The sequence below is a fragment of the Bacillus sp. EKM501B genome (genome assembly GCF_011800505.1).
Lineage (GTDB): Bacteria > Bacillota > Bacilli > Bacillales > Bacillaceae_G > Bacillus_A > Bacillus_A cereus.
Genome location: NZ_JAALFZ010000002.1, coordinates 365282 through 386726 on the forward strand (window position 1 = coordinate 365282; position 21445 = coordinate 386726).

Sequence of the window (21445 nt, forward strand, 5' to 3'; positions counted from 1 at the left end):
CTCGAAGTAACTCTGCAAATTTTTTCACACCCTTATCTTACTCGTTCAGCACCCTCTTGACAAACCCCCTTTCCGTATAACATCATTAAAATATACGAAATAATCTGAAAAGGAGCGTTATGCATGCAGCGTTACGTTGCTCTACTATTAGCACTCATCCCTATTTCATTAGCTGTGTTTGGTATAAAGTTAATGAGAGATACTGTATTCGGGATTCTATTTCCACCAATTTCTATACTGTGGTTACAATTTTTAATCGGCGCTCTCTGCTTCGCGCTCGGGTTTTATATCTTTGGTGGCTTCGTCTTGCACCGAGATCGCAAACGAAATAAAGTACAAGCTCGCTTTAGAAGATAGGAATACCCCACTATTTATAAATAAAAAAATGAGACCGTTACACGCGGTCTCATTTTTTTATTGGCAATAACGTTCTTGCCGTTTCAGGGTAATCAGTAATAATCGCCGATATATTCATATCAAAATATTTACGCATAAGCGTTTCTTCATTAATTGTATAAGGGCGAACTTCTACACCACTTTCCATCGTTAGTTCGGCAATAGCATCTTGAAGATAACGATAATTCGGATGTACTGCTGTAGCCCCCATTTTTTTCGCGTATGCCCACGGACTATGCAAACCTTCGCGATATAAAATTGCTGTTTGAATATCAGGAGCCATCATATGGCACCGTTTCATACTGTAGTGATTAAACGAAGAAAATATAACACGATCCTCTAGACTAAATTTCCGTACAAGCGTTATAACTTCTTCCTCTAAACCTCTGTATGGAATTTTATTATTTTTAAGTTCAATATTAAGTAGCAAACTCGTTTGTTCAAGCCATTCTAATACCTCTTCTAAAAGTGGTATTTTACAAAAACCTACTTTATCACCAAATTTATAACTTGCATCTAACTTGCATAAGTCCTCATATACATAATTCCGAACCGCACCTTTTCCATTTGTTGTCCGGTCCACCGTTTCATCGTGAATGACGACAACTTTTCCATCTTTCGTTAATTGAACATCAAGTTCAATTCCATCCGCTCTAAAAGACTCAGCTGCTTCAAATGAAATCATTGTATTTTCTGGGTACGTTCCAGCCGCACCACGATGTGCAAATATAAGAGTCATCCTCACTCCCCCAATCTTATGCTATACTATACGAAAAAGGAGGTACTTCTATGAGACCATTACAAATCTCTCCAGATACTGCAGTCCGCTTATCAAAAGCACTAGGTGTTCCACTTGAACAACTCATGCATATGCCGCAGCACATTTTAATTCAAAAACTAGTTGAATTAGAAAAACAAAATAAAGACGAAGAATAATACAGTCCTGTTTTGCAGGACTTTTTATTATTTTCTATTATATCACGGATGCCTTTCCTACTAAAATCCTTTAACAGATGTACTACGATGTGATTTAGCCGTTCCTTCATCATTTAATAATGAATCACATCTTTTCTTTTTTGTTACACGTCATAAAGAAAGCAGACCATTTATTTATAAGTCCCCATTGCGTCCTAAAAACACGATCATAAAAAAACTAGAAGCCCTTTATATTGTTTTTATTGAACGTGCGGAGCATCCCCTGATTCGTATAGTTCTTTCGCTTTTTCCTCCCCGAATGTAGTTAAAATATAATGTTGCTCTTCTAACGCATCCATTGCTCTAGTTGCTTTACAAACGCTATCTTCTTGAGCATCTGAGAAATAATTGTGATCTTCTACAATTTTACTAAAATCTTTTTTCGCCCATCTATCAGCAATTGCTAAAAGTTCATTTTTCTTCGCAAAGCTACTCTTATTTATAATTTCTTTTAATTTTTTAGTATTACTTTGAATCATTGGGATAGAGCCCGATTTTCGTTCTGCCACCACTTTTTGATGAGTCATGCGATGCATCGCTGTAATGACTTCGCTTTCAGTAGAATTTTCAGTAACATACACATCAACAAAGACCCCATCTACCTCTCTACCTACTATTGTTTGGTCTTCTTTTTTATCTATTTGAGCACTCACTTCTTTATCTACGGGATTATCTGCAAGTTCTAACATTCCAAATGTAACTGCAATAGCAAGAACTCCCATAGCTGCTACTATTCCTAGCCAAGTTGAAATTTTATTTTCCATTCCCCTTCTCCCTATCTATATCTATTTTATTGCCTTATAAAAAACTCACTTACATGTAATATTACTAAAAATAGGTTTTATTTTCCATACTATCAAATAATCTCTTTTTCTCAACAAAATAAAAAGACCAACGAATTATAACATTCATTGGTCTTTAAATAAAAAGTTCATTGGTTTTAAATTTGATATCGAGTATCAATTTCAAGAATTATTAAGCTTTACTAAAGCTTAAATCCCTTACTACTTTTACTCTCAACTAGCTTTATGTTCAAGTCTCAGCTTATCCGCAACCATTGCGATAAACTCAGAATTCGTAGGTTTTGCTTTTGACATGGATACTGTATAACCGAATAAGGACGAAATAGAATCAATATTCCCACGGCTCCAAGCTACTTCAATTGCGTGACGAATTGCGCGCTCCACACGGCTTGCTGTTGTATTATATTTCTTTGCGATATCTGGATACAATACTTTCGTAATCGATCCTAATAATTCGATATCATTGTATACCATGGAGATTGCTTCTCGTAAATACATATATCCTTTAATATGAGCGGGTACACCAATTTCATGAATGATACTCGTAATACTCGCATCTAAGTTTTTCGGTTTTCCATCTACTGTTGTGGCTGATCGGAATGATGGTAGTGGACGCTTAATCATAGTGTTTGCTTTACCACTCACTTGACGAATATGACTCGTTAAATTCTCCATATCAAATGGTTTTAATATGAAATATGAGGCACCTAAGTCAACTGCTTTTTTCGTCACATCTTCTTGGCCAAATGCTGTCAACATAATTACGCTAGGCTGTTTTAACCTTTCAATATGTCGCATTTTCTCCAATACAGCTAAACCATCTAAGTGTGGCATAATAATGTCTAAAACGAGTACATCAGGTTGCTTATCTGTTAATAAGTTTAAACACTCTTGACCATTATAAGCAGTACCGATTACTTCCATATCATCTTGAGCGGCTACATAGCTCTCTAACATTGATACTAGTTCTTTATTATCATCCACAAGACATACTTTAATTTTCTCCACAGCTTTTCCTCCCTTACCGAATCGATTCTCCGACATGTGTATCCTTCTAGGCTACATGAATTGTTCGACAATTGTGTGAAAATTCCCTTTTAAAGTTTCTTACTTTCCGATAAAATCACAAAAAAATATGTTTATCGTTCATTTATTCCCTTTCGCAACACATTCCATCATAGAAATACAACGAAACGTTCAACCCTTTCCTTTTATTTTACAACAAAAAACACCTCTTGCGGAGCTTTTACAAAATTTCAACGAATTTTTCAACAGAAAAAGCGAGCTAATAATATATATTAGCTCGCTTTTTTCTCTTGATCATAAATATTAATTCCAGCTTGATGTAACATCCATTCAATATGAACACCATATCCTGATGTTGGATCATTTACAAATACATGTGTAACAGCACCAATTACTTTTCCATTTTGTACAATTGGACTTCCGCTCATTCCTTGTACGATACCGCCCGTTTTCGCTAATAGACGTTTATCTGTTACTTTTATTACCATACCCTTTGTGGCTGGGAATTTTTGCTGCACTGTACTAACAACTTCAATATCAAACGCTTCTACTTTATCTTGATCAATAACTGTTAATATTTTTGCCGGTCCTTCTTTTACTTGATGAGATAATGCGATAGGCATTGCTTTATCCATTATACCGTTTTTCATATTCGTATTTAATTTTCCAAAAATACCATATGGACTATTAATTGTAATATTGCCAATCACTTCACGGTCTGGTGAGAATCTTGCTAATTTCTCCCCTGGATTCCCATGACTACCTCTTTCAATTGATGTAACTGTCGAGCGCATAATTTGTCCATCTTCGACTTGAATCGGCTTTTTCGTATCATTATCAGAAATAACATGACCAAGTGCCCCATATTTCATAGAATCTGGATGAACAAATGTCATCGTTCCAATTCCAGCTGCCGAATCACGGATATACAAGCCAATTCGATAAGACGATTCACCGTTGTCTTTTTGTGGAGTTAGCTTCGTACGAATATATTTTCCATCTCTTAACAATACAAGATTAAGCGGTTCACCTGTTTCTCCACTATTATGAATAAACGGTGCTACATCACTCATTCTTTCAATTGTTTTACCATTAATTTCAGTAATCATATCTCCAATTTGTACACCTGCTGTTTCACCAGGAGATATTTTACCTTTTTCAGTTTGAATTAAATGATGGCCTACAACAAGTACACCTTTTGTATTTAATTTCACACCAATTGATTGTCCACCTGGAATCACTTTAAAATTTTTTAACACTTTCACATTTACTTTTTTCACTGGAAAACCAGCAAGCTGAAATACCATATCAGCTTCACCATTTTGATGAGAATTTACCATAAGTCCTTGTTTTTGTTCATTCGAACTCACTGTAAATACATGACGATTTGTGGATGAAGCTTTGAAAACTGGTAATGATGATATTTCTGATTGTTGCCCTTCAAAAACAACAAGTTGTTTCGGTGATGAAATAAACGTTCGAAGCGGTTTAAAACATCCAATAAAAACTAAAGAAACAAGGAGACAAAGACCTATTATTTTTCGAAATTTTTCTAATTTCAACTTGTTCACTCTCCTCGCTCCTACCCCACATTCAGCCTCTTGGCTTCACTTTTTAATCTCTCCTTGCAGTGCTTTATTTATAACCGGAAGAATTAAGAAATCGTCATTTGAGAAAAAAAGCTATCCATTACTGGATAGCCTCTGCTGTCTGTTTAAAATGATGCGCTTGCGTAAGTAATTCTTTCGCATGCTCTGTCGTTAAATCTGTGATTTCCACACCAGAAATCATTCGAGCTATTTCTGTTACTTTATCCTCCATAGTTAAAACAGTAACTGATGTAATTGTCCGATCATTCGCTACTTGTTTTCGAATAAATAAATGTGAATCCGCCATTGAAGCTACTTGAGGTAAGTGCGTAATACAAAGTACTTGCGAGTTTACTGATACTCGATAAATTTTTTCCGCAATAGCCTGTGCGACCCGGCCACTTACACCCGTATCCACTTCATCAAAAATAACAGATGCAACCCCTTGATGCTTAGAAAAAATGCTTTTTAAAGCTAAAATGATACGAGATAACTCTCCGCCAGAAGCAACCTTTGAAAGTGGTTTTAGCGGCTCTCCTGGGTTCGTTGAAATATAAAATTCCACATGATCGTAACCATCCGCCGTAAGTCTTACCGGCGCACCTTCCACAAGGGGCTCTTCTGCATTTCCTTCTCTCTTCATAATTCTCACTTCAAATTTCGTTTTTTCCATATATAATTCTTTTAATTCCTGATGAATTGCATTTGTAAGGTGTTCTGCAAGCTCATGACGCATATTACTTAACAACGTTGCTTCTTTCATAATAACACTTTCTAATTCCTTCAACTGTTTCTTCGTCGTTTCAATATGAACGTCTTTATTTTCAATCGTAAAAATTTCCTGTTCAATTTTATCAGCATACGCTAAAATCTCTTCTACATTATTTCCATATTTTCTCTTTAGCATACGAATTTCATTCAAACGTGTTTCAATTTCATCTAAACGATTTGGATCATATTCCATCATATCGAGCTTTTCCCTCAGTTGATAGGCAACCTCTTCTAATAAGTAATAGCTATTTGCAATTGAATCATGATTCTCTTGATACACTTCATCTAAATGTGTAATACTTTCCATTTGCCCCATTGCACTTCTTACATTATCTAATCCTTGTCCGTCGGCACTTAAAGAACGATATGCATCACCTAACGCTTTATAAATCTTTTCAAAATTAGAAATTTGCAATCGTTCCTCAGTTAATTCATTTTCTTCATCCATCTTTAAATCCGCCTTGCGAATTTCCTCGTGCTGAAATTGAATTAAATCTAAGCGATGTGCCATTTGTTGCTCATTTTCACTTAACGATTTCAATTGTTTTTTTAATTTTTCATAGTCAGCGTATACGTTTTGATATATGTCTAATTGTTTAACGATTCGATCCCCATCAAAGTGATCAAGCATAAACAGATGTCGTTCTTCATTCATTAAATCTTGCGTTTCGTGCTGTCCATGAATATCAACAAGTGTTTTCCCAATTTCTTTTAATATGCTAAGTGTAACAAGCTTCCCATTTACACGACATACACTCTTCCCGTTCGCAGCAATATCACGCTTTAAAATAATCATACCATCTTCTATTTCTATATCTAACTCTTCTGCCTTTTCAATACATGGATGCTTCTCATCTTCAACATAAAATAGCCCTTCAATCTCAGCCTTTTCTGTTCCATATCGAACAAATTCTGCTGACCCACGGCCACCTACAAGTAAACTAATTGCATCAATAATAATCGATTTTCCGGCCCCTGTTTCACCGCTTAAAACCGTTAAACCTTTTTGAAAAGAAATATTTAATGCTTCAATAATAGCAAAGTTTCTAATCGATAATTCCGATAACAATGCCCCATTCACCTCGTTATAAAATAATCCCTTACTAAAGGATTTTCTCAGTTCTTCATTCAAATAATCATGCTATATATTTGTATGTATATACTCTTCTAACCCGCTTCATTGTACCAAACATTTGTTTTACGGGTCAATCCATCTATTTTTTAACTTTATGCAAACAAAATATTATATTACAATTGAAAATTCATATTTTTAACCAATAAAAATATCTTGTTCACTTTCCACTTTACGATGGAAAGCAAACAAGATTTTTTGTTACAACATATTTAAGAAACGATCAGAGACAACACCTGTATCGTCAGGTGTACGGCAAATAATTAAGCAAGTATCATCACCACAGATGGTTCCGATGATCTCATCCCACTCTAAATGATCAATAAGTGCTCCAAGTGAATGAGCGTTACCAGGCAATGTTTTTAGCACAAGCATATGTCCTGCCGTGTCTAATTTTACAAATGAATCCACTAGATTTCGTTTTAATTTTTGTAACGGGTTAAATCGTTGATCTGCTGGCAAGCTATATTTATAGCGCCCATCATGTAATGGCACCTTCACTAAGTGCAGTTCTTTAATATCGCGCGATACTGTTGCTTGCGTTACATTAAATCCCTCATTACGTAAAATATCAACTAATTCATCTTGTGTTTCAATTTCTTTGTTTGCAATAATTTCCCTGATTTTAATATGGCGCTGACCTTTATTCATACATTTGCACCTCACACTATCTCTTACCATAGTTTAAACATTGGTATACTTCACTTATTTATGTTAACTTATAATTCGTTTCTTGTACACAATTGTTTTTACAATCATTATACAATTACAGCAAAAAGAGGAACAACATATGTTATTCCCCTTTCCCTTTTTGTTTTAGAACGTCATGCGCTTCTGTAACAACTTGCTCTATAGAAATCGGAGAATGATTTTCGCCATTCTCACGTTCACCATGCCATTTCAGATGAATTAAAAATTCAATATTACCATCCCCACCCGTAATTGGTGAGAATGTTAAACCTTCCACATCATAGCCTTCTTTTAAAGCAAACTCGACAATCATTTCTACAACAGCTTCATGTACTTTTCTATCACGAACGATACCTTTTTTCCCAACTTGCTCTCTTCCAGCTTCAAACTGCGGTTTAATTAACGCTGCTACATCTCCGTTAGGCATAAGCATTGTTTTTAAAACTGGCAGTATAAGCTTTAATGATATAAATGAAACATCAATACTTGCAAATTGAGGTAAACCACGTTCTAAGTCTGCTGGTGTCACGTAACGGAAGTTTGTTCGTTCCATTACAACAACACGCTCATCTTGACGTAATTTCCACGCTAGTTGATTGTATCCTACATCTAATGCATAAGATAATTTCGCTCCATTTTGAAGCGCGCAATCTGTAAAGCCACCAGTTGATGAACCAATATCTATCATAACTTTATCTTGTAAATCAAGATGAAATGTCTCTAATGCCTTTTCAAGTTTATAACCACCACGACTTACATACGGCATAACTTGTCCCTTCACCGTAATCTCAGTGTCTTGCGAGATTTTCTCTCCTGGCTTATCAAGTCTCATCTCATTTGCATATACGAGTCCGGCCATAATGGCGCGCTTTGCTTTCTCACGCGTTTCTATAAGTCCTCGCTCTACTAATAGTACATCTACTCTTTCTTTTTTTACGCTCATTTGTTACGCCCTTTTTTGTTTTGATGGAATCATTGTATGAATACGGTCTACAACAGCATCTGTCGTTAAACCAATTTCTTCTAATAATTTTGTTACACTTCCGTGCTCTATGAAGCGGTCTGGAATACCCATTCGTTCAACTAATGCACTATGGTAACCATTTTCAGATGCAAATTCAACTACTCCTGTTCCAAAACCACCGATTAAACAAGCTTCTTCAATCGTTAAAATCGGTATATTCTTTCCTAGAAGATCATGTAAATATGCTTCATCCATTGGTTTAATAAAGCGAGCATTCACTACTTTCACTGAAACCCCAGCTTTTTCAAGACGCTCAGCTGCTTCCATTGCCATTGGTATTGTCGTACCAAACGTTAAAATAGCTGCTTGTGTCCCCTCTTTTAACGTCTCCCACGTACCGATTGGAATCGCCTTTAATTCTTTATCCATATGAACGCCAAGTCCATTACCGCGAGCATAACGCAATGCGATTGGTCCATCTTCATATTGCATCGCCGTATAAACTAAATGTTGCCCTTCATTTTCATCTTTCGGCATCATAAGCACCATATTCGGCAAGTGACGTAAGAATGAGATATCAAATACGCCTTGATGCGTTTCACCATCTGCTCCTACTAATCCCGAGCGATCTATTCCGATGAAAACATTTAAATTTTGGCGGCATATATCATGAACAACTTGGTCATATGCTCTTTGTAAAAATGTTGAATAAATCGCTAAGAATGGCTTCATTCCTTGCGTTGCCATACCTGCTGCCATTGTTGTAGCATGCTGTTCTGCAATACCTACATCAATCATACGATCTGGGAATTCTTTTTGGAATTTCTCAAGTTTTGATCCAACAGGCATTGCAGGTGTAATTGCTACGATACGCTCATCCGCTCTCGCTAGCTTAAGTACTGTTTCACTAACGACAGCACTCCATGCTGGTGCAACTTCTTTCGGCTTAACGAAGTCACCTGATTCAATTTTATAAGGTCCTGTTCCATGCCAAGTTCCAATAACGTCACTCTCAGCCGGTTTATAACCTTTTCCTTTTTTCGTAATAACGTGAACAAGCACTGGGCCTTTTGTTTTCTTTGCATATTGCAACGTTTCGAATAACTTTTCATAATCATGCCCATCGACTGGACCTAAATATGTAAAGCCTAACTCTTCGAAAAAGACACCAGATACTAGTAAATATTTAAGACTATCTTTTATTTTCTCTGCTGTCGCAGCCACTTTCCCGCCAACTGCTGGGATTTTCTTTAATATATACTCTAATTCATCTTTTACCCAGTGATATTTTCCTGCGGTACGTAAACGACCGAGCACATTATGAAGCGCACCAACGTTTGGTGCAATTGACATTTCATTATCATTCAAAATAACAATCATGTCTGTTTTTTCATGTCCAATATGGTTCAATGCCTCTAAAGCCATTCCGCCTGTTAAAGCACCATCTCCAATAATTGGTATAACATATTCTTTCGTTTTCTTTAAATCACGTGCCAGAGCCATTCCCATTGCAGCCGATAACGAAGTCGAGCTATGACCAGTTTCCCATACATCGTGCTCACTCTCGCAACGTTTCGGGAAACCACATAGACCTTGATATTGCCTTAATGTACCAAACTCTTTCGCACGTCCAGTTAAAATTTTATGTACATAGGATTGATGTCCTACATCCCATAAAAATTTATCTTGCGGGCTATCAAATAATTTGTGCAGAGCAATTGTGAGTTCTACTACACCTAAATTAGGTGCAATATGTCCACCTGTTTGAGAGAGCTCTTCAATTAAAAACTTACGAATATCCTCACTCAATCCCTCTAGTTCACTGATAGACATATCTTTCAAAAAACTAGGGTTTTGAATTTGCGTTAGATCCACATGGATCACTCACTTTCATTTCATAATCTGTCAACATGTCAAATATTATAAAAAACATTTACACAAAACAAGAAATTCTCTTTTCTATTTTTCGTCTTGTCCCGCTATTAACCAGTCTATTGCGCCCTAATCCTATTATAAACCATATTTCTTTAGGCGATGAAAAAAATAGCCGCTAACACGAAGTGATAACGGCAATGTAATCTACATATATTTTTGCCAATAACAAGAAAAGAAAAACCTTTTCCTACATTTATATCATAAAATGATGAATGACTCAACAAATGAAAACGCTGTTATATTAGTTATTACGTTTTGCAATCAAATCACAAATAGATAGTAAATATTCATCTTGTAATTGCAAGGAACTAATCGCACCTTTTGCTTCTGCAATTGTTTCTTCTAAAATATCCTTTGCTCTATCTACAGTAAACAACGTTGTATATGTGCTCTTTTCATTAGAAAGATCGCTACCAATCGGTTTTCCAATCTCTTCTTCAGTTCCTTCGACATCTAAAATATCATCTCGAATTTGGAAAGCTAGACCGATATATTTGGCAAACGTAAGCAACTTTTCTTCTTGCTCTTCTGTCGCATCAGAAAGTATCGCACCCGCAAGTACAGCAAATTCAAGCAGTTTTCCGGTCTTATGTTTATGGATGTACTCCAATTCATCAATCGTAAGGCGTTTCCCTTCAGCTTCCATATCTGCCACTTGTCCGCCAACCATTCCTTCTGGTCCTGCTGCTTTTGCAAGTTCAAGTACAAGTCTTACTTTTTTTTCGGCAGAAATTTCTTTTTGCTCATATGCCATAATAACTTGAAAAGCATACGTCAATAAGCCATCTCCTGCTAAAACTGCCATCGCTTCACCAAATACTTTGTGATTTGTGGGCTTTCCTCTTCTTAAATCATCATCATCCATACAAGGTAAATCATCATGAACTAATGAATATGTATGAATCATTTCAAGAGCACAAGCTGCACCTACTCCAAGATTTCTTTCTTTCCCAAACGCTTGTAATGTTGCAAACAAAAGTAACGGGCGGAGACGTTTTCCACCCGCTTCCAAAGAATATGCCATCGCTTCACGAAGTACATTTGGACATTGTAATTCATTTGCATAGCTTACAAGTTTTTCTTCTACGAAAGTTTTACTTTCTTTCAAAAAAGTATCAAAAGCAATCGTCACTATGCTTCATCTCCTAAAGCAGTAAACGGTTCAAGCTCTCCATCTTCCCCAAGAATAACTGCCATTTGTTCTTGTACATTCTTCAGCTTCTCATCACAAAGCTTAGATAATTCCATACCTTCTTTAAAATAAGAAATCGCTTCTTCTAAAGGTACGTCACCTTGTTCTAGCTTAGAAACAAGATGCTCAAGTTGCGAAATTGCCTCTTCAAAGCTTAATTTATTTTCCATTATTCAATTCACGCTCCTCTATGCCTGATACGCTACAATCTAGTATTCCATCTTGTAATTGAACTGAAACAGCATCTCCAAGGCTTACATCTTTCACACTTTTTAACACTTGCTTCTCTTCATCATATACAAGCCCGTACCCTCTCATCATTACTTTAAGCGGACTTAACGCTTCAAGTTTTTGAGCAGCTCTTACAAAGGCAAATTCTTTCGTTTGAAGTAACGTTTGCATTTCACGTTGTAATTGCTTTTGCAACGTTTCAACAGCTACCTTCGTTTGCATAATTTTTTGAGATGGGTGGTGCTTCTCTAAATAAAATGAAAGTTGCTTTAACTGATTCACCTTTTTATCAATATAGCGCTCTTTCGCTAAAACAAGCTGTTCTAGCGCTCTATCTAATTGCTCTTCCTTTTGCTCATATACTTGTCTTGGATAACGGAACGCATACGATTTTTGCAACACTTGTAGTTTTTCTTCTTTTTTATGTACTAACTCTCTCATTGCTCTTTGCAATCTCAGAGTTCTTTGTAATACCTTTTCTTGTAACTCTATAATGTTAGGTGCTGCCAGCTCAGCTGCTGCAGTCGGTGTTGGCGCGCGTAAATCTGCAACAAAATCTGCGATTGTAAAATCCGTTTCATGGCCTACTGCCGAAATAATAGGAATTTCACTCTTAAAGATTGCTCTTGCAACCATTTCCTCATTGAAAGCCCATAATTCCTCAATAGAACCTCCACCACGACCAACGATTAGTACATCTATCTCTCCCATTTCATTCGCTGTACGAATCGCTTGTACAATCGAGGGAGCCGCTGACTCCCCTTGTACAAGTACCGGAAATACAATAACATTCCCAATTGGATAACGACGTTTAATCGTTGTTATAATATCACGAATCGCTGCTCCTGTTGGCGACGTAATCACACCTATTGTTTTAGCGTAAGGAGGAATCGCTTTTTTATAAACTTGAGAAAAAAGTCCTTCTTCTTCTAAACGAACTTTTAACTGTTCGTACGCTAAATGTAAATTCCCGACTCCGTCAGGCTGCATGTCTTGAATATAAATTTGATAAGAACCACTCGCCTCGTAAACAGAGATTTTCCCTTTCACGAGTACCTTCATCCCATTTTCAGGTTTGAATTTAATATTACGATTATGGCCCGCAAACATAACCGCTGCGATTCTTGCATTTTCATCTTTCAATGTAAAATACATGTGGCCACGGCTATGATTTTTAAAGTTGGAAATTTCACCTTTTAACCAAACAGACTGCAAATGCGGATCATATTCTATTTTTGTTTTTATATAGCGTGTTAACGCTGTAACGGTTAAATATTGCTTCTCCATTTCTCTCTCCTCATAGCCGACTCAAATTATTTACAAACGACACCTGCACGTTTGGCAGATTCAACAGTATTATGAAGAAGCATTGTGATTGTCATTGGACCAACACCCTTTGGCACAGGTGTAATGTAACCCGCAACATCTAACACGTTGTCAAAGTCAACATCACCACAAAGTTTTCCTGTTTCTAAACGGTTAACACCAACGTCAATTACAACCGCTCCTTCTTTAATATAATCCGCTGTTATCATTTTAGGTCGTCCAACAGCTACGATTAAAATATCAGCTAACTTCGATAACTCTTTCATATTTTGCGTCTTAGAATGACAATATGTTACAGTGGCATTTTCATTTAAAAACAATTGTCCCACTGGTTTACCGACAATATTACTTCTTCCAATTACTACTACATGTTTTCCAGAAATATCAAGATTTGTTTCTTTTACTAATTCTACAATACCATGCGGTGTACATGGAAGGAATGTATCTTGTCCCGTCATCATACGTCCCACGCTGATTGGGTGAAATCCGTCTACATCCTTTTCTGGTGAAATTCTTTCAATGATAGCTTTTTCTTCAATATGTTTTGGTAAAGGTAATTGCACTAATATGCCATTAATACGGTCATCGCCATTTAAGCGATCGATTTCAGCAAGCAAACGTTCCTCAGTAATTGTTTCAGGAAGTTCAATTAGCTCTGAGTAAATCCCTACTTGTTCACAGCCTTTTTCTTTTCCTTTCACATAAGAACGAGATGCTGGATCTTCTCCAACTAAAATAACTGCTAATCCTGGTACAATACCTTGCTCTTTCAACTTCACAACTTCTTCTGTTAATTGTGCTCGTTTTTTCTCCGCAACTTCATTTCCTTTGATGATTACTGCTACCATTTTAAGATTCCCCCTTAAAGAATTTACAGTGTATCTTTTATATTAGATAAAACGCCGTTAATAAAACGACGAGATTCCTCATCCCCAAATGTTTTTGCAATTTCAATTGCTTCGTTAATTGTTACGTTGTGTGGAATTTCTTCCATGTACTTCATTTCATACACAGCTACACGTAAAATACTGCGATCAACAATACTAATACGCTCAAGCTTCCACTTTTTTAAGTTTTGACGAATCGCTTCATCGATTGCTTCTTTATTTTCTACAAAACCTACTACAAGTGACTCTAGAAACTCATTTGTTTCTTCGCCTTCATCCAGCGTGTTTTCCACTGCTACTTTCGGTTCTAATTCACCTGTAATATCCATTTGGTATAATGCTTGCATTGCTCTTTCTCTAGCCGTCCTACGTTTCATTGTAACTCTCCTTTATGCTTCAAGTCTTTCCTTATACTTTGTTATATTATTATAATTTATAAGCCGTCAATTCACTTACTCTTACAGTTTTCATTGATTTTCCAACCTTATAATACAATGATAATAACACAATTTATCGTTTCACACACGGGTTACAAGGCTGAAAAATAATAAAAAGATTAACTTCAAGTTCCATATCTTATCACAATGTACGTTTTTTGGAAAAACGACACATTTTCTTGTTTATTTCTTATTTTTTGAAATAGTATAATAATTAGAGGGTTGTAATTTGTGAAGAAATGAAACGATAAAAAAGATGCCTATGTTACTAGGCACCTTTTCATTCTTACACTGGTTCGATTTCTGTTTTTTGTGTTTCGAATGTTACGCCAACGATGTGAACATTCACTTCTTTTGGCTCAAGTCCTGTCATTGTAAAGAGTGCTTGGCGAATATTGTCTTGAATCTTTTGTGCAACAACTGGAATTGCTACACCAAAATACATTACAACATAAAGGTCAACGATAATATCTTCGTTTGCTAATTCAACCTTTACACCTTTACCATGATTTTTCTTACCTAACTTCTCAACAACATCTGTAGCAAAATTACCGCGCATTGCCGCTACACCTTCTACTTCAGCAGCTGCAATACCTGCAATTACTTCAATTACTTCTGGTGCAATTTCTACTTTACCAAGAGTTGTATCTTGACCCATATCTAACATATGTTCAGCCATGAAAAAAACCTCCTTTAATGTATCACTGCGTCACAAGTTCATGCTCTTCCAAAAATTTCGTATTAAACTCACCTTTTACAAAATCAGGATGATCTAGCAATTGCAAATGGAACGGGATTGTTGTATGTACGCCTTCAATGACAAATTCACTAAGTGCGCGCTTCATTTTTGCAATTGCCTCTTCACGTGTTTTTCCGTGAACAATTAATTTAGCAACCATCGAATCATAGAAAGGTGGGATTGAATATCCCGGATATACAGCTGAATCGACGCGAATACCAAATCCTCCTGGTGGTAAGTACATTTCTACTTTACCTGGAGATGGCATAAATTTTTTGGCAGGGTTTTCCGCATTAATTCGACATTCAATTGCCCAACCATTAAATTGTACTTCTTCTTGCTGTAACGATAACTTTTCTCCTGAAGCAACAAGAATTTGCTCTTTAATTAAGTCCATTCCCGTTACCATTTCAGTAACCGGATGCTCAACCTGAATTCTCGTATTCATCTCCATGAAATAAAAGGTTTTCGTTTTATATTCATAAATAAACTCAACCGTACCAGCACCTGTATAATCAACCGCTACCGCCGCTTTAACTGCCGCTTCACCCATCTGCTTGCGAATATCTTCATCAAGTGCAGGTGATGGACTTTCTTCTAGTAGTTTTTGCAAACGGCGCTGAATTGTACAATCACGCTCTCCTAAATGAATGGCATTTCCGTGTGTATCTGCCATTATTTGAATCTCAACATGGCGGAAATCTTCAACGTACTTTTCTAAGTATACACCAGGGTTCCCAAAAGCGGTACTAGCTTCTTGCTGTGTAATTTGAATTCCTTTTATAAGCTCTTCTTCATGGCGTGCAACACGAATACCTTTTCCGCCGCCACCTGCAGTCGCTTTAATAATAACTGGATATCCAATTTGATTAGCAAGCTCGATCGCTTCTTCGGTATTTTTAATAATCCCTTGTGAACCTGGTACAATCGGAACCCCTGCTTCTTTCATTGTATCACGAGCAACGTCTTTTGTGCCCATCTTTGAAATAGCTTCTGGACTTGGACCGATAAAAATCAAGTTACATTCACGGCATAATTCTGCGAAATCTGCATTCTCTGCTAAAAATCCGTATCCCGGATGAATAGCATCGCAGCCTGTTAACTTCGCAACGCTAATAATGTTCGTCAAATTTAAATAGCTTTCTTTCGAAATCGTTGGTCCTACACAATACGCCTCGTCTGCAATCTGTACGTGAAGTGACTCTTTATCTGCTTCTGAATAAATTGCAACTGTTTCAATATCCATTTCTTTACAAGCACGAATAATTCGTACAGCAATTTCCCCACGATTGGCTATTAATACTTTTTTTATCATCACAAAGACTCCCTTATTACGCTTTTACAAGAAATAGCGGTTGTCCATACTCAACAAGCTGTCCGTTATTAACAAGAATTTCAACAATTTCGCCCTCTACATCAGCATCAATTTCGTTAAATAACTTCATAGCCTCGACAATACACACGATAGAATCTTTCGATACTCTATCCCCAACACTTACATATGGAGGTGTATCAGGCGAAGAAGAAGAATAGAATGTACCTACCATCGGTGATGTGATTTTATGTAGGTTTTCATTTTGAACAGCCTTCTTCTCTTCTTGTTTTGGCGCTTCTGCTTGTGCTGCTGCTACTTTCGTTTCAACTTCAACAGGCGCTACTGGTTGCATAGCTTGTTTTGCTGCAGGTGCTTGCACAGCAACAACTTCATTACCACGCTTTTTCATTTTGATTGTTGTACCGTCTTTTTTGTATTCAAATTCATCAATATTAGAGCTATCAATTAATTTAATTAATTCGCGAACTTCTTGAATTTTAAACATGTAAAATCCACTCCCATACTCTTGTTTGTCCCGTTTTTACAGATTCTCGTCACGAAAACTAGATTGACTGTAAAAATACGATGTATTCTATTAGAAAATATATTTCATTAACTAATAGAAATATTTACTATTTCCATCTTACGATAAATTTTTTAAACATTCCAATTTATATTTCTTTATAATAAATCGAAACTCCTGTAAAAATATTATTCCAATAAAAATTTAATACCTAGTAATAATACCAAGTTTCACACGAAATTGGCAAGACCACTTCTTAAAAAACATTCACTACTTTTTCAAAACGTTACACAGCAAACATGCCATTCCCTCTTCACTCTTCACCACACCTATAGTCAATAACATATTTTTACCAAATATTTTTTTTTTGTTTACACACCGTTCATCATTCCTTCATATAAGAATAGTATGTTCAAAGTGTAGAAAATATATTGTGTCGAGGTGTGGAAATATGATATGGCTCATTCTCTTTTTACCTGCTGTAATCGTTTGGGCATGCGTTCTTTGCATCCACGTCAAATCCGGAAAAAGTAATCATCAGTACCATGAACCATTAATCTTTTACTCACAACGTGTTTCTCCATTCCGAGCTGAACATAGTAAAAATAATTACAAAGACGCAATAGAAAAAAGCTATCGAAAATGATAGCTTTTTTCTATTCACACGTACTTGCATACTCTTTTTACTATTTGCATACCCTTTGCTTAGTAAAAGATAATAATCCGTAGGGAAATCCCTACGGATTAAAGTTTCACTTATTTCGCTGGTGGATCAAATTTCACACCTACATCTTTTGATCCGCCTTCACTTCTTACAAGTTGAATAATTTTATTTGCTTCTTTCTGTGAATGTTTTGCCGCTTTAACCGTTACTCTAATATCAGTACCATCAGCTCTTACAAGAGCATCTGGATATCCTCCTTGAGATTTAATTACTGTCTCAAGTAATTCTTGCTTCGTTTCCATTGTCGTAATGGCATCAAAATTTTCTTTCGCTTTATTCTTTTCTGTTGCTGAAGCTTTTGTTGAACTCATCACTTCTTGTAATTTTGCTTTTTGTTCACTACGCTGATCTTCCATTTGCATACGTAAAGCTGTGAAATTCTCATCACTTGATTGAACTGATACATTGCCCTCTTTTTTACTTGTTTCTTTTTTTGCATTTTCTTTTTTGTCTGTTTCTTTATTTGTTGTTTCTTTGCTTGTATTTTCTTTTTTCGGAGTTTCTTTAGGCGCTTCGTTTGTTACTGCTTTATCAGTACCTTGTTTTTCTTGTCCAATCTTTTCACCTGTTGCTGGCGATGCTGTATTCATTTTGTCAGGAGTTGTCACGTAATACACAGATAGTACAACAACTAAACTTAACATCGTTAATAACCAAACTGTTTGTTTTTTTAACACTTTATTTCCTCCCTATCAATTTTTCGGTGAAACTGAAACGCGATGGGCCGGTACATCTAGCAGCCTTATCACAGCTTCTTTTACCATTGCTTTAACTTGTATATTATCCACTCCCTTTGCTACGACAAGAACACCACGTACTTTCGGCTTCTCTGTTCGTAAAACAACAGGAGTTTCTTTATCCCCTTCACGTATAATGACAGTCTTTTCATCAAGAGACTCGTCCTCTACTTCTCTCTTACCGCCTGTTTTATCTGTTTCACCTGTTGTTTGTGAGCGTTTCACTGTATTTTTTTCTAAAATTTTTTCTTCAGATGAATCTAAATTCACTTTAATCGTTACGTCTTTTACTCCTGCTATTTCTTCTAAAGCAGTTTTTAATTCTTGTTCATACGCTTTTTCATATTTTTCTACATTTGACATACTATCATTACTTTTTTGTCCGAAAGTTGGTACGTCTTTTTCTTGGTTTTGAGTTTTTTGTTCTTTAAATACAGGTACTTCTTCTTTTTTACTTGAAAAGAGACTACTAGAAAACATAAGCAAAATTCCAAGTATGAGTAGGACAAGTAAAAACTTAGGTGTTACCTTTTTACCCTTCTCGTTACTTTCTTTTTGATCCCCATTCAATAAGTTTCGAAAAAATGAGAACTTCGAATTTTTATCTTTATTGTCCATTTACTCTACCTGTCCTCCCTTCCATTTGAACTTGGATTTGTTTACCCTCTAGTTGCCACCTGCTTGAAAAGAAATCTTTCATTTCTACATTCGTTTCTTCCACTTTTTTTGGAGGCTCTTTCGTGTTAATTTCAATTGGCTTTACTGTTTCGATTGCATCATTTTTACTACGTTCTTTTTCTTTCAACGTCACAACAACAGATTGAATATCTTTCGCTGACTTTACTTCTTCTATATTTTCTGCTGCGACTATTTGTATTTCAGAGACAGCCATACCATACTTTTTCTCAAACTCTTTTCCTACTTCTTTTTTCATTTTGGTAGCCATCTCTTCTAAACTATATGCACGTGTTAGAGCTTGTATTTCTTTTTTCTTCGAATCTATTGAATTTTTTACAGATCCTTCTGCTACGTACTTTTCTTCATTAAAATTTGCAATTACTTCATTTACATCTGTCTGCAATAGTTTAAAAAGGGGTGTTAAAATTAATACGACTAACAAAAGACTTACAACAAATTTAACGTATTTTTGCAAATTCGAATTTGGAAGAATAAGATGAAGCATTGTCGCTAAGAGCAAAAAAACGATAATATTTCTGATCCACTCTGTAACAAATTGCATACTCTTCACCTCCTACCGCATCATAAGTGTAATATTCCCCGCAGCAATAATAATTGTAATACTTAAAAAGAACATAAATGATACGATAGCTAAGCAAGCAAATACGTAAATGATGCTTCTTCCAATAATGTCTAAACATTGAATAATTGCTCCGCCGCCAACCGGTTGTAATACTGCTGCTGCGAATTTATAAATAAATGCAATACAGAAAATTTGAATCGCAGGAAAAGCAACAATTAAGCATAAAATGACGAGCCCAATAATTCCGACTGTGTTTTTCAATAATCCTGATGCGCTAATAACAGTATCTGCCGCTTCCGTAAACATCCTTCCAACTACTGGAATGAAGTTTCCTGTTACAAATTTAGCAGTTTTCACAGCTATGCCATCAGCAACGGCTGTCGCTGTTCCTTGTACAGATAATACCCCTAAAAAAATCGTTAAGAAGATACCGATAATCCCAACGCTAACGTTTTGCAGAAGCTTGGACAATTTTGTAACTTTATATTGATCACTCATTGTACTTACAATACTTAATATCGTTGCCAGTAATAAAAGCGGTAGAACGATATAATTCATAAGAAGCCCGCTTGTATTCATTAAGAAAATGATAATCGGATGAAAGAAAGATACAGATACAACCCCGCCACCAGTCGCTATAAGCGCCAATAAAATTGGCAATAGCGCTAATATGAAATCTACCATTGTTTGTATCGTTTCTCTTGCATATGTCATAACGACATAAAAACTATTTAAAGCAAAAATAATAAGTACCATATATACAACAGCATCAGCAATTTTACTTACACTACTTTTTGAAAAAGCGGATTGCAGTGATTGCAACAATGCACTAAAGATTGTGAGCATAATGAGTGTGCCAAGCAGTTTTCCATTAGCTGCAAGCTCATGAAATAAATATTTTAATAACCCTATCATCCACTCTTTTAGAGAGAATTCTTTTTCTCCCTTTACAAACTCCATAAAACTCCCTTTTTGACTCTCTGGCAAATAGCCACCATATTTTGTAACAAGCCCGTCCCAAAATTGCTTCACATCTTCAATTCCGAGCTTATCCAATTGTTGATCAACGACGTTTGTTTCTACAGGAGAAGCTTGTACAACAACCGGTAAAGAAAAGAAAAGGAAGCAAGCAAATAGCAGCTTAGCTCCAAACCTCCTCAACATTCACTCCCCCTTATCCCGTCGGTAAAAATCCGAGAATAGTTTCAATTACAACCGTCAAAATAGGAATTGCCATAACGAGAATTAAGATTTTCCCAGCAAGTTCAATTTTCGAAGCGATGGCACCTTGACCAGCATCTTTTGTAATTTGAGCTCCAAACTCGGCAATATAAGCAATTCCAATAATTTTTAGTAACGTTTCCACGTAGACGTTGCTAACTTTCGCTTCACTCGCTACTCTCTCAATCATTTGTAAAATAGAATGAATTTGATCGATTAAAATAAGAAACATCACGCTACCTACGAACACAATAAATAAAGATGTAATACTAGATTTATGCTGGTTCAAAACAGCAGCTAAAAACGTAGCAACGAGGCCTAATCCGACAATTTGTATAATTTCGATTCGAACCGCCTCCTTTACTGGAAGAGAAAGACACTTTTAATCTTGTCGAATAGCGTATTAATTAAAAATGCAACATGAAATAAAATGACGACAAAACCGACAAGGATAACCCAATTTGCAATATCCTCACGCTTCAATTCTTTTAGTACAGTATGAATGAAAGCTAAAACAATGCCGATTCCGGCGATTTGAAATATTAATCCAACATCAATGGACATCGCCTTT

At 36.1% G+C, this 21445-nt stretch carries 25 protein-coding genes; 3 read left to right on the forward strand and 22 right to left on the reverse strand.

Annotated elements, in window-relative coordinates:
- Positions 1-123: 123 nt before the first annotated feature.
- Complete coding sequence (locus HFD78_RS06605; protein ID WP_001190210.1) at positions 124-357, forward strand: DUF2627 domain-containing protein; 234 nt, start codon at positions 124-126, stop codon at positions 355-357.
- A gap of 49 nt (positions 358-406) precedes the next feature.
- On the opposite strand, the gene HFD78_RS06610 is transcribed toward HFD78_RS06605, so the two are convergent.
- Positions 407-1135 carry a glycerophosphodiester phosphodiesterase gene (locus HFD78_RS06610; protein WP_000172580.1) on the reverse strand — a complete coding sequence of 243 codons (729 nt, stop codon included), beginning with the start codon at positions 1133-1135 and terminating at the stop codon, positions 407-409.
- A 50-nt stretch (positions 1136-1185) separates the two neighbouring features.
- Between HFD78_RS06610 and HFD78_RS06615 the strand changes: the two genes are divergently transcribed.
- On the forward strand, positions 1186-1332 hold the full coding sequence (locus tag HFD78_RS06615) for a YycC family protein (protein WP_001247671.1): 147 nt from the start codon (positions 1186-1188) through the stop codon (positions 1330-1332).
- 239 nt (positions 1333-1571) lie between these two features.
- On the opposite strand, the gene HFD78_RS06620 is transcribed toward HFD78_RS06615, so the two are convergent.
- The 15 genes from HFD78_RS06620 to accB form a co-directional block, all read right to left on the reverse strand.
- Positions 1572-2135, reverse strand: a complete 564-nt coding sequence (locus tag HFD78_RS06620) for a PRK06770 family protein (protein ID WP_000428232.1) — start codon at positions 2133-2135, stop codon at positions 1572-1574.
- A 252-nt stretch (positions 2136-2387) separates the two neighbouring features.
- A complete protein-coding gene (spo0A, locus tag HFD78_RS06625; RefSeq protein ID WP_021727703.1) occupies positions 2388-3182 on the reverse strand; it encodes a sporulation transcription factor Spo0A in 795 nt (264 codons plus the stop codon).
- Positions 3183-3472: 290 nt separating this feature from the next.
- Positions 3473-4771, reverse strand: coding sequence for a SpoIVB peptidase (spoIVB, locus tag HFD78_RS06630; RefSeq protein WP_087967324.1), 1299 nt, complete (start codon positions 4769-4771; stop codon positions 3473-3475).
- 118 nt (positions 4772-4889) lie between these two features.
- A complete protein-coding gene (gene recN, locus HFD78_RS06635) occupies positions 4890-6629 on the reverse strand; it encodes a DNA repair protein RecN (protein ID WP_000947765.1) in 1740 nt (579 codons plus the stop codon).
- 264 nt (positions 6630-6893) lie between these two features.
- Positions 6894-7343, reverse strand: a complete 450-nt coding sequence (gene argR, locus HFD78_RS06640) for an arginine repressor ArgR (protein WP_001032580.1) — start codon at positions 7341-7343, stop codon at positions 6894-6896.
- A gap of 142 nt (positions 7344-7485) precedes the next feature.
- Positions 7486-8325, reverse strand: coding sequence for a TlyA family RNA methyltransferase (locus tag HFD78_RS06645; protein WP_000111874.1), 840 nt, complete (start codon positions 8323-8325; stop codon positions 7486-7488).
- 3 nt (positions 8326-8328) lie between these two features.
- Positions 8329-10221 (reverse strand): 1-deoxy-D-xylulose-5-phosphate synthase, encoded by a 1893-nt coding sequence (gene dxs / locus HFD78_RS06650; protein ID WP_000366454.1) that lies wholly within the window; start codon positions 10219-10221, stop codon positions 8329-8331.
- A 301-nt stretch (positions 10222-10522) separates the two neighbouring features.
- Complete coding sequence (ispA, locus tag HFD78_RS06655) at positions 10523-11413, reverse strand: (2E,6E)-farnesyl diphosphate synthase (RefSeq protein WP_000150374.1); 891 nt, start codon at positions 11411-11413, stop codon at positions 10523-10525.
- Positions 11413-11643 carry an exodeoxyribonuclease VII small subunit gene (xseB, locus tag HFD78_RS06660; RefSeq protein ID WP_000428423.1) on the reverse strand — a complete coding sequence of 77 codons (231 nt, stop codon included), beginning with the start codon at positions 11641-11643 and terminating at the stop codon, positions 11413-11415. Before xseB ends, ispA begins: the two co-directional genes overlap by 1 nt.
- Positions 11633-12991, reverse strand: a complete 1359-nt coding sequence (gene xseA / locus HFD78_RS06665) for an exodeoxyribonuclease VII large subunit (protein ID WP_000415249.1) — start codon at positions 12989-12991, stop codon at positions 11633-11635. Before xseA ends, xseB begins: the two co-directional genes overlap by 11 nt.
- Positions 12992-13017: 26 nt before the next feature.
- Complete coding sequence (folD, locus tag HFD78_RS06670) at positions 13018-13878, reverse strand: bifunctional methylenetetrahydrofolate dehydrogenase/methenyltetrahydrofolate cyclohydrolase FolD (protein WP_000226732.1); 861 nt, start codon at positions 13876-13878, stop codon at positions 13018-13020.
- 23 nt (positions 13879-13901) lie between these two features.
- A complete protein-coding gene (nusB, locus tag HFD78_RS06675) occupies positions 13902-14294 on the reverse strand; it encodes a N utilization substance protein NusB (protein ID WP_000830247.1) in 393 nt (130 codons plus the stop codon).
- A 346-nt stretch (positions 14295-14640) separates the two neighbouring features.
- Positions 14641-15033, reverse strand: a complete 393-nt coding sequence (locus HFD78_RS06680) for an Asp23/Gls24 family envelope stress response protein (protein WP_000807630.1) — start codon at positions 15031-15033, stop codon at positions 14641-14643.
- A gap of 22 nt (positions 15034-15055) precedes the next feature.
- Positions 15056-16408, reverse strand: coding sequence for an acetyl-CoA carboxylase biotin carboxylase subunit (accC, locus tag HFD78_RS06685; protein WP_000592870.1), 1353 nt, complete (start codon positions 16406-16408; stop codon positions 15056-15058).
- Between the two features lie 16 nt (positions 16409-16424).
- Positions 16425-16913 carry an acetyl-CoA carboxylase biotin carboxyl carrier protein gene (gene accB, locus HFD78_RS06690; RefSeq protein WP_000472859.1) on the reverse strand — a complete coding sequence of 163 codons (489 nt, stop codon included), beginning with the start codon at positions 16911-16913 and terminating at the stop codon, positions 16425-16427.
- 469 nt (positions 16914-17382) lie between these two features.
- Between accB and HFD78_RS06695 the strand changes: the two genes are divergently transcribed.
- Entirely contained in the window at positions 17383-17577 is a 195-nt protein-coding gene (locus HFD78_RS06695) for a hypothetical protein (protein WP_002101315.1), read from the forward strand.
- Between the two features lie 110 nt (positions 17578-17687).
- Here HFD78_RS06695 and HFD78_RS06700 read toward each other — a convergent pair whose 3' ends face one another.
- The 6 genes from HFD78_RS06700 to spoIIIAC are packed head-to-tail and all read right to left on the reverse strand — an operon-like array spanning position 17688 to position 21438.
- The gene (locus HFD78_RS06700) at positions 17688-18332 is read right to left on the reverse strand and encodes a SpoIIIAH-like family protein (RefSeq protein ID WP_000914710.1); all 645 of its coding nucleotides are present in this window, start codon (positions 18330-18332) and stop codon (positions 17688-17690) included.
- A gap of 15 nt (positions 18333-18347) precedes the next feature.
- On the reverse strand, positions 18348-19010 hold the full coding sequence (gene spoIIIAG, locus HFD78_RS06705) for a stage III sporulation protein AG (protein ID WP_000368890.1): 663 nt from the start codon (positions 19008-19010) through the stop codon (positions 18348-18350).
- A complete protein-coding gene (gene spoIIIAF, locus HFD78_RS06710; RefSeq protein ID WP_001161033.1) occupies positions 19000-19632 on the reverse strand; it encodes a stage III sporulation protein AF in 633 nt (210 codons plus the stop codon). The genes spoIIIAG and spoIIIAF overlap by 11 nt, the downstream gene beginning before the upstream one ends.
- A 12-nt stretch (positions 19633-19644) precedes the next feature.
- Positions 19645-20817: a stage III sporulation protein AE gene (gene spoIIIAE / locus HFD78_RS06715; RefSeq protein ID WP_000946110.1), complete on the reverse strand. Its 1173-nt coding sequence runs from the start codon at positions 20815-20817 to the stop codon at positions 19645-19647.
- A gap of 10 nt (positions 20818-20827) precedes the next feature.
- Positions 20828-21211 carry a stage III sporulation protein AD gene (spoIIIAD, locus tag HFD78_RS06720; RefSeq protein WP_077393170.1) on the reverse strand — a complete coding sequence of 128 codons (384 nt, stop codon included), beginning with the start codon at positions 21209-21211 and terminating at the stop codon, positions 20828-20830.
- Between the two features lie 23 nt (positions 21212-21234).
- Positions 21235-21438: a stage III sporulation protein AC gene (gene spoIIIAC, locus HFD78_RS06725; RefSeq protein ID WP_000020914.1), complete on the reverse strand. Its 204-nt coding sequence runs from the start codon at positions 21436-21438 to the stop codon at positions 21235-21237.
- Between the last annotated feature and the right edge of the window lie 7 nt (positions 21439-21445).

Coding starts and splice junctions, on each gene's coding strand:
- HFD78_RS06605 (WP_001190210.1), top strand. CDS start 124: ATGCAGCGTTACGTTGCTCTACTATTAGCACTCATCCCTATTTCATTA.
- HFD78_RS06610 (WP_000172580.1), bottom strand. CDS start 1,135: ATGACTCTTATATTTGCACATCGTGGTGCGGCTGGAACGTACCCAGAA.
- HFD78_RS06615 (WP_001247671.1), top strand. CDS start 1,186: ATGAGACCATTACAAATCTCTCCAGATACTGCAGTCCGCTTATCAAAA.
- HFD78_RS06620 (WP_000428232.1), bottom strand. CDS start 2,135: ATGGAAAATAAAATTTCAACTTGGCTAGGAATAGTAGCAGCTATGGGA.
- argR (WP_001032580.1), bottom strand. CDS start 7,343: ATGAATAAAGGTCAGCGCCATATTAAAATCAGGGAAATTATTGCAAAC.
- HFD78_RS06645 (WP_000111874.1), bottom strand. CDS start 8,325: ATGAGCGTAAAAAAAGAAAGAGTAGATGTACTATTAGTAGAGCGAGGA.
- xseB (WP_000428423.1), bottom strand. CDS start 11,643: ATGGAAAATAAATTAAGCTTTGAAGAGGCAATTTCGCAACTTGAGCAT.
- xseA (WP_000415249.1), bottom strand. CDS start 12,991: ATGGAGAAGCAATATTTAACCGTTACAGCGTTAACACGCTATATAAAA.
- folD (WP_000226732.1), bottom strand. CDS start 13,878: ATGGTAGCAGTAATCATCAAAGGAAATGAAGTTGCGGAGAAAAAACGA.
- nusB (WP_000830247.1), bottom strand. CDS start 14,294: ATGAAACGTAGGACGGCTAGAGAAAGAGCAATGCAAGCATTATACCAA.
- HFD78_RS06680 (WP_000807630.1), bottom strand. CDS start 15,033: ATGGCTGAACATATGTTAGATATGGGTCAAGATACAACTCTTGGTAAA.
- accC (WP_000592870.1), bottom strand. CDS start 16,408: ATGATAAAAAAAGTATTAATAGCCAATCGTGGGGAAATTGCTGTACGA.
- accB (WP_000472859.1), bottom strand. CDS start 16,913: ATGTTTAAAATTCAAGAAGTTCGCGAATTAATTAAATTAATTGATAGC.
- HFD78_RS06695 (WP_002101315.1), top strand. CDS start 17,383: ATGATATGGCTCATTCTCTTTTTACCTGCTGTAATCGTTTGGGCATGC.
- spoIIIAG (WP_000368890.1), bottom strand. CDS start 19,010: ATGGACAATAAAGATAAAAATTCGAAGTTCTCATTTTTTCGAAACTTA.
- spoIIIAF (WP_001161033.1), bottom strand. CDS start 19,632: ATGCAATTTGTTACAGAGTGGATCAGAAATATTATCGTTTTTTTGCTC.
- spoIIIAE (WP_000946110.1), bottom strand. CDS start 20,817: ATGTTGAGGAGGTTTGGAGCTAAGCTGCTATTTGCTTGCTTCCTTTTC.
- spoIIIAC (WP_000020914.1), bottom strand. CDS start 21,438: ATGTCCATTGATGTTGGATTAATATTTCAAATCGCCGGAATCGGCATT.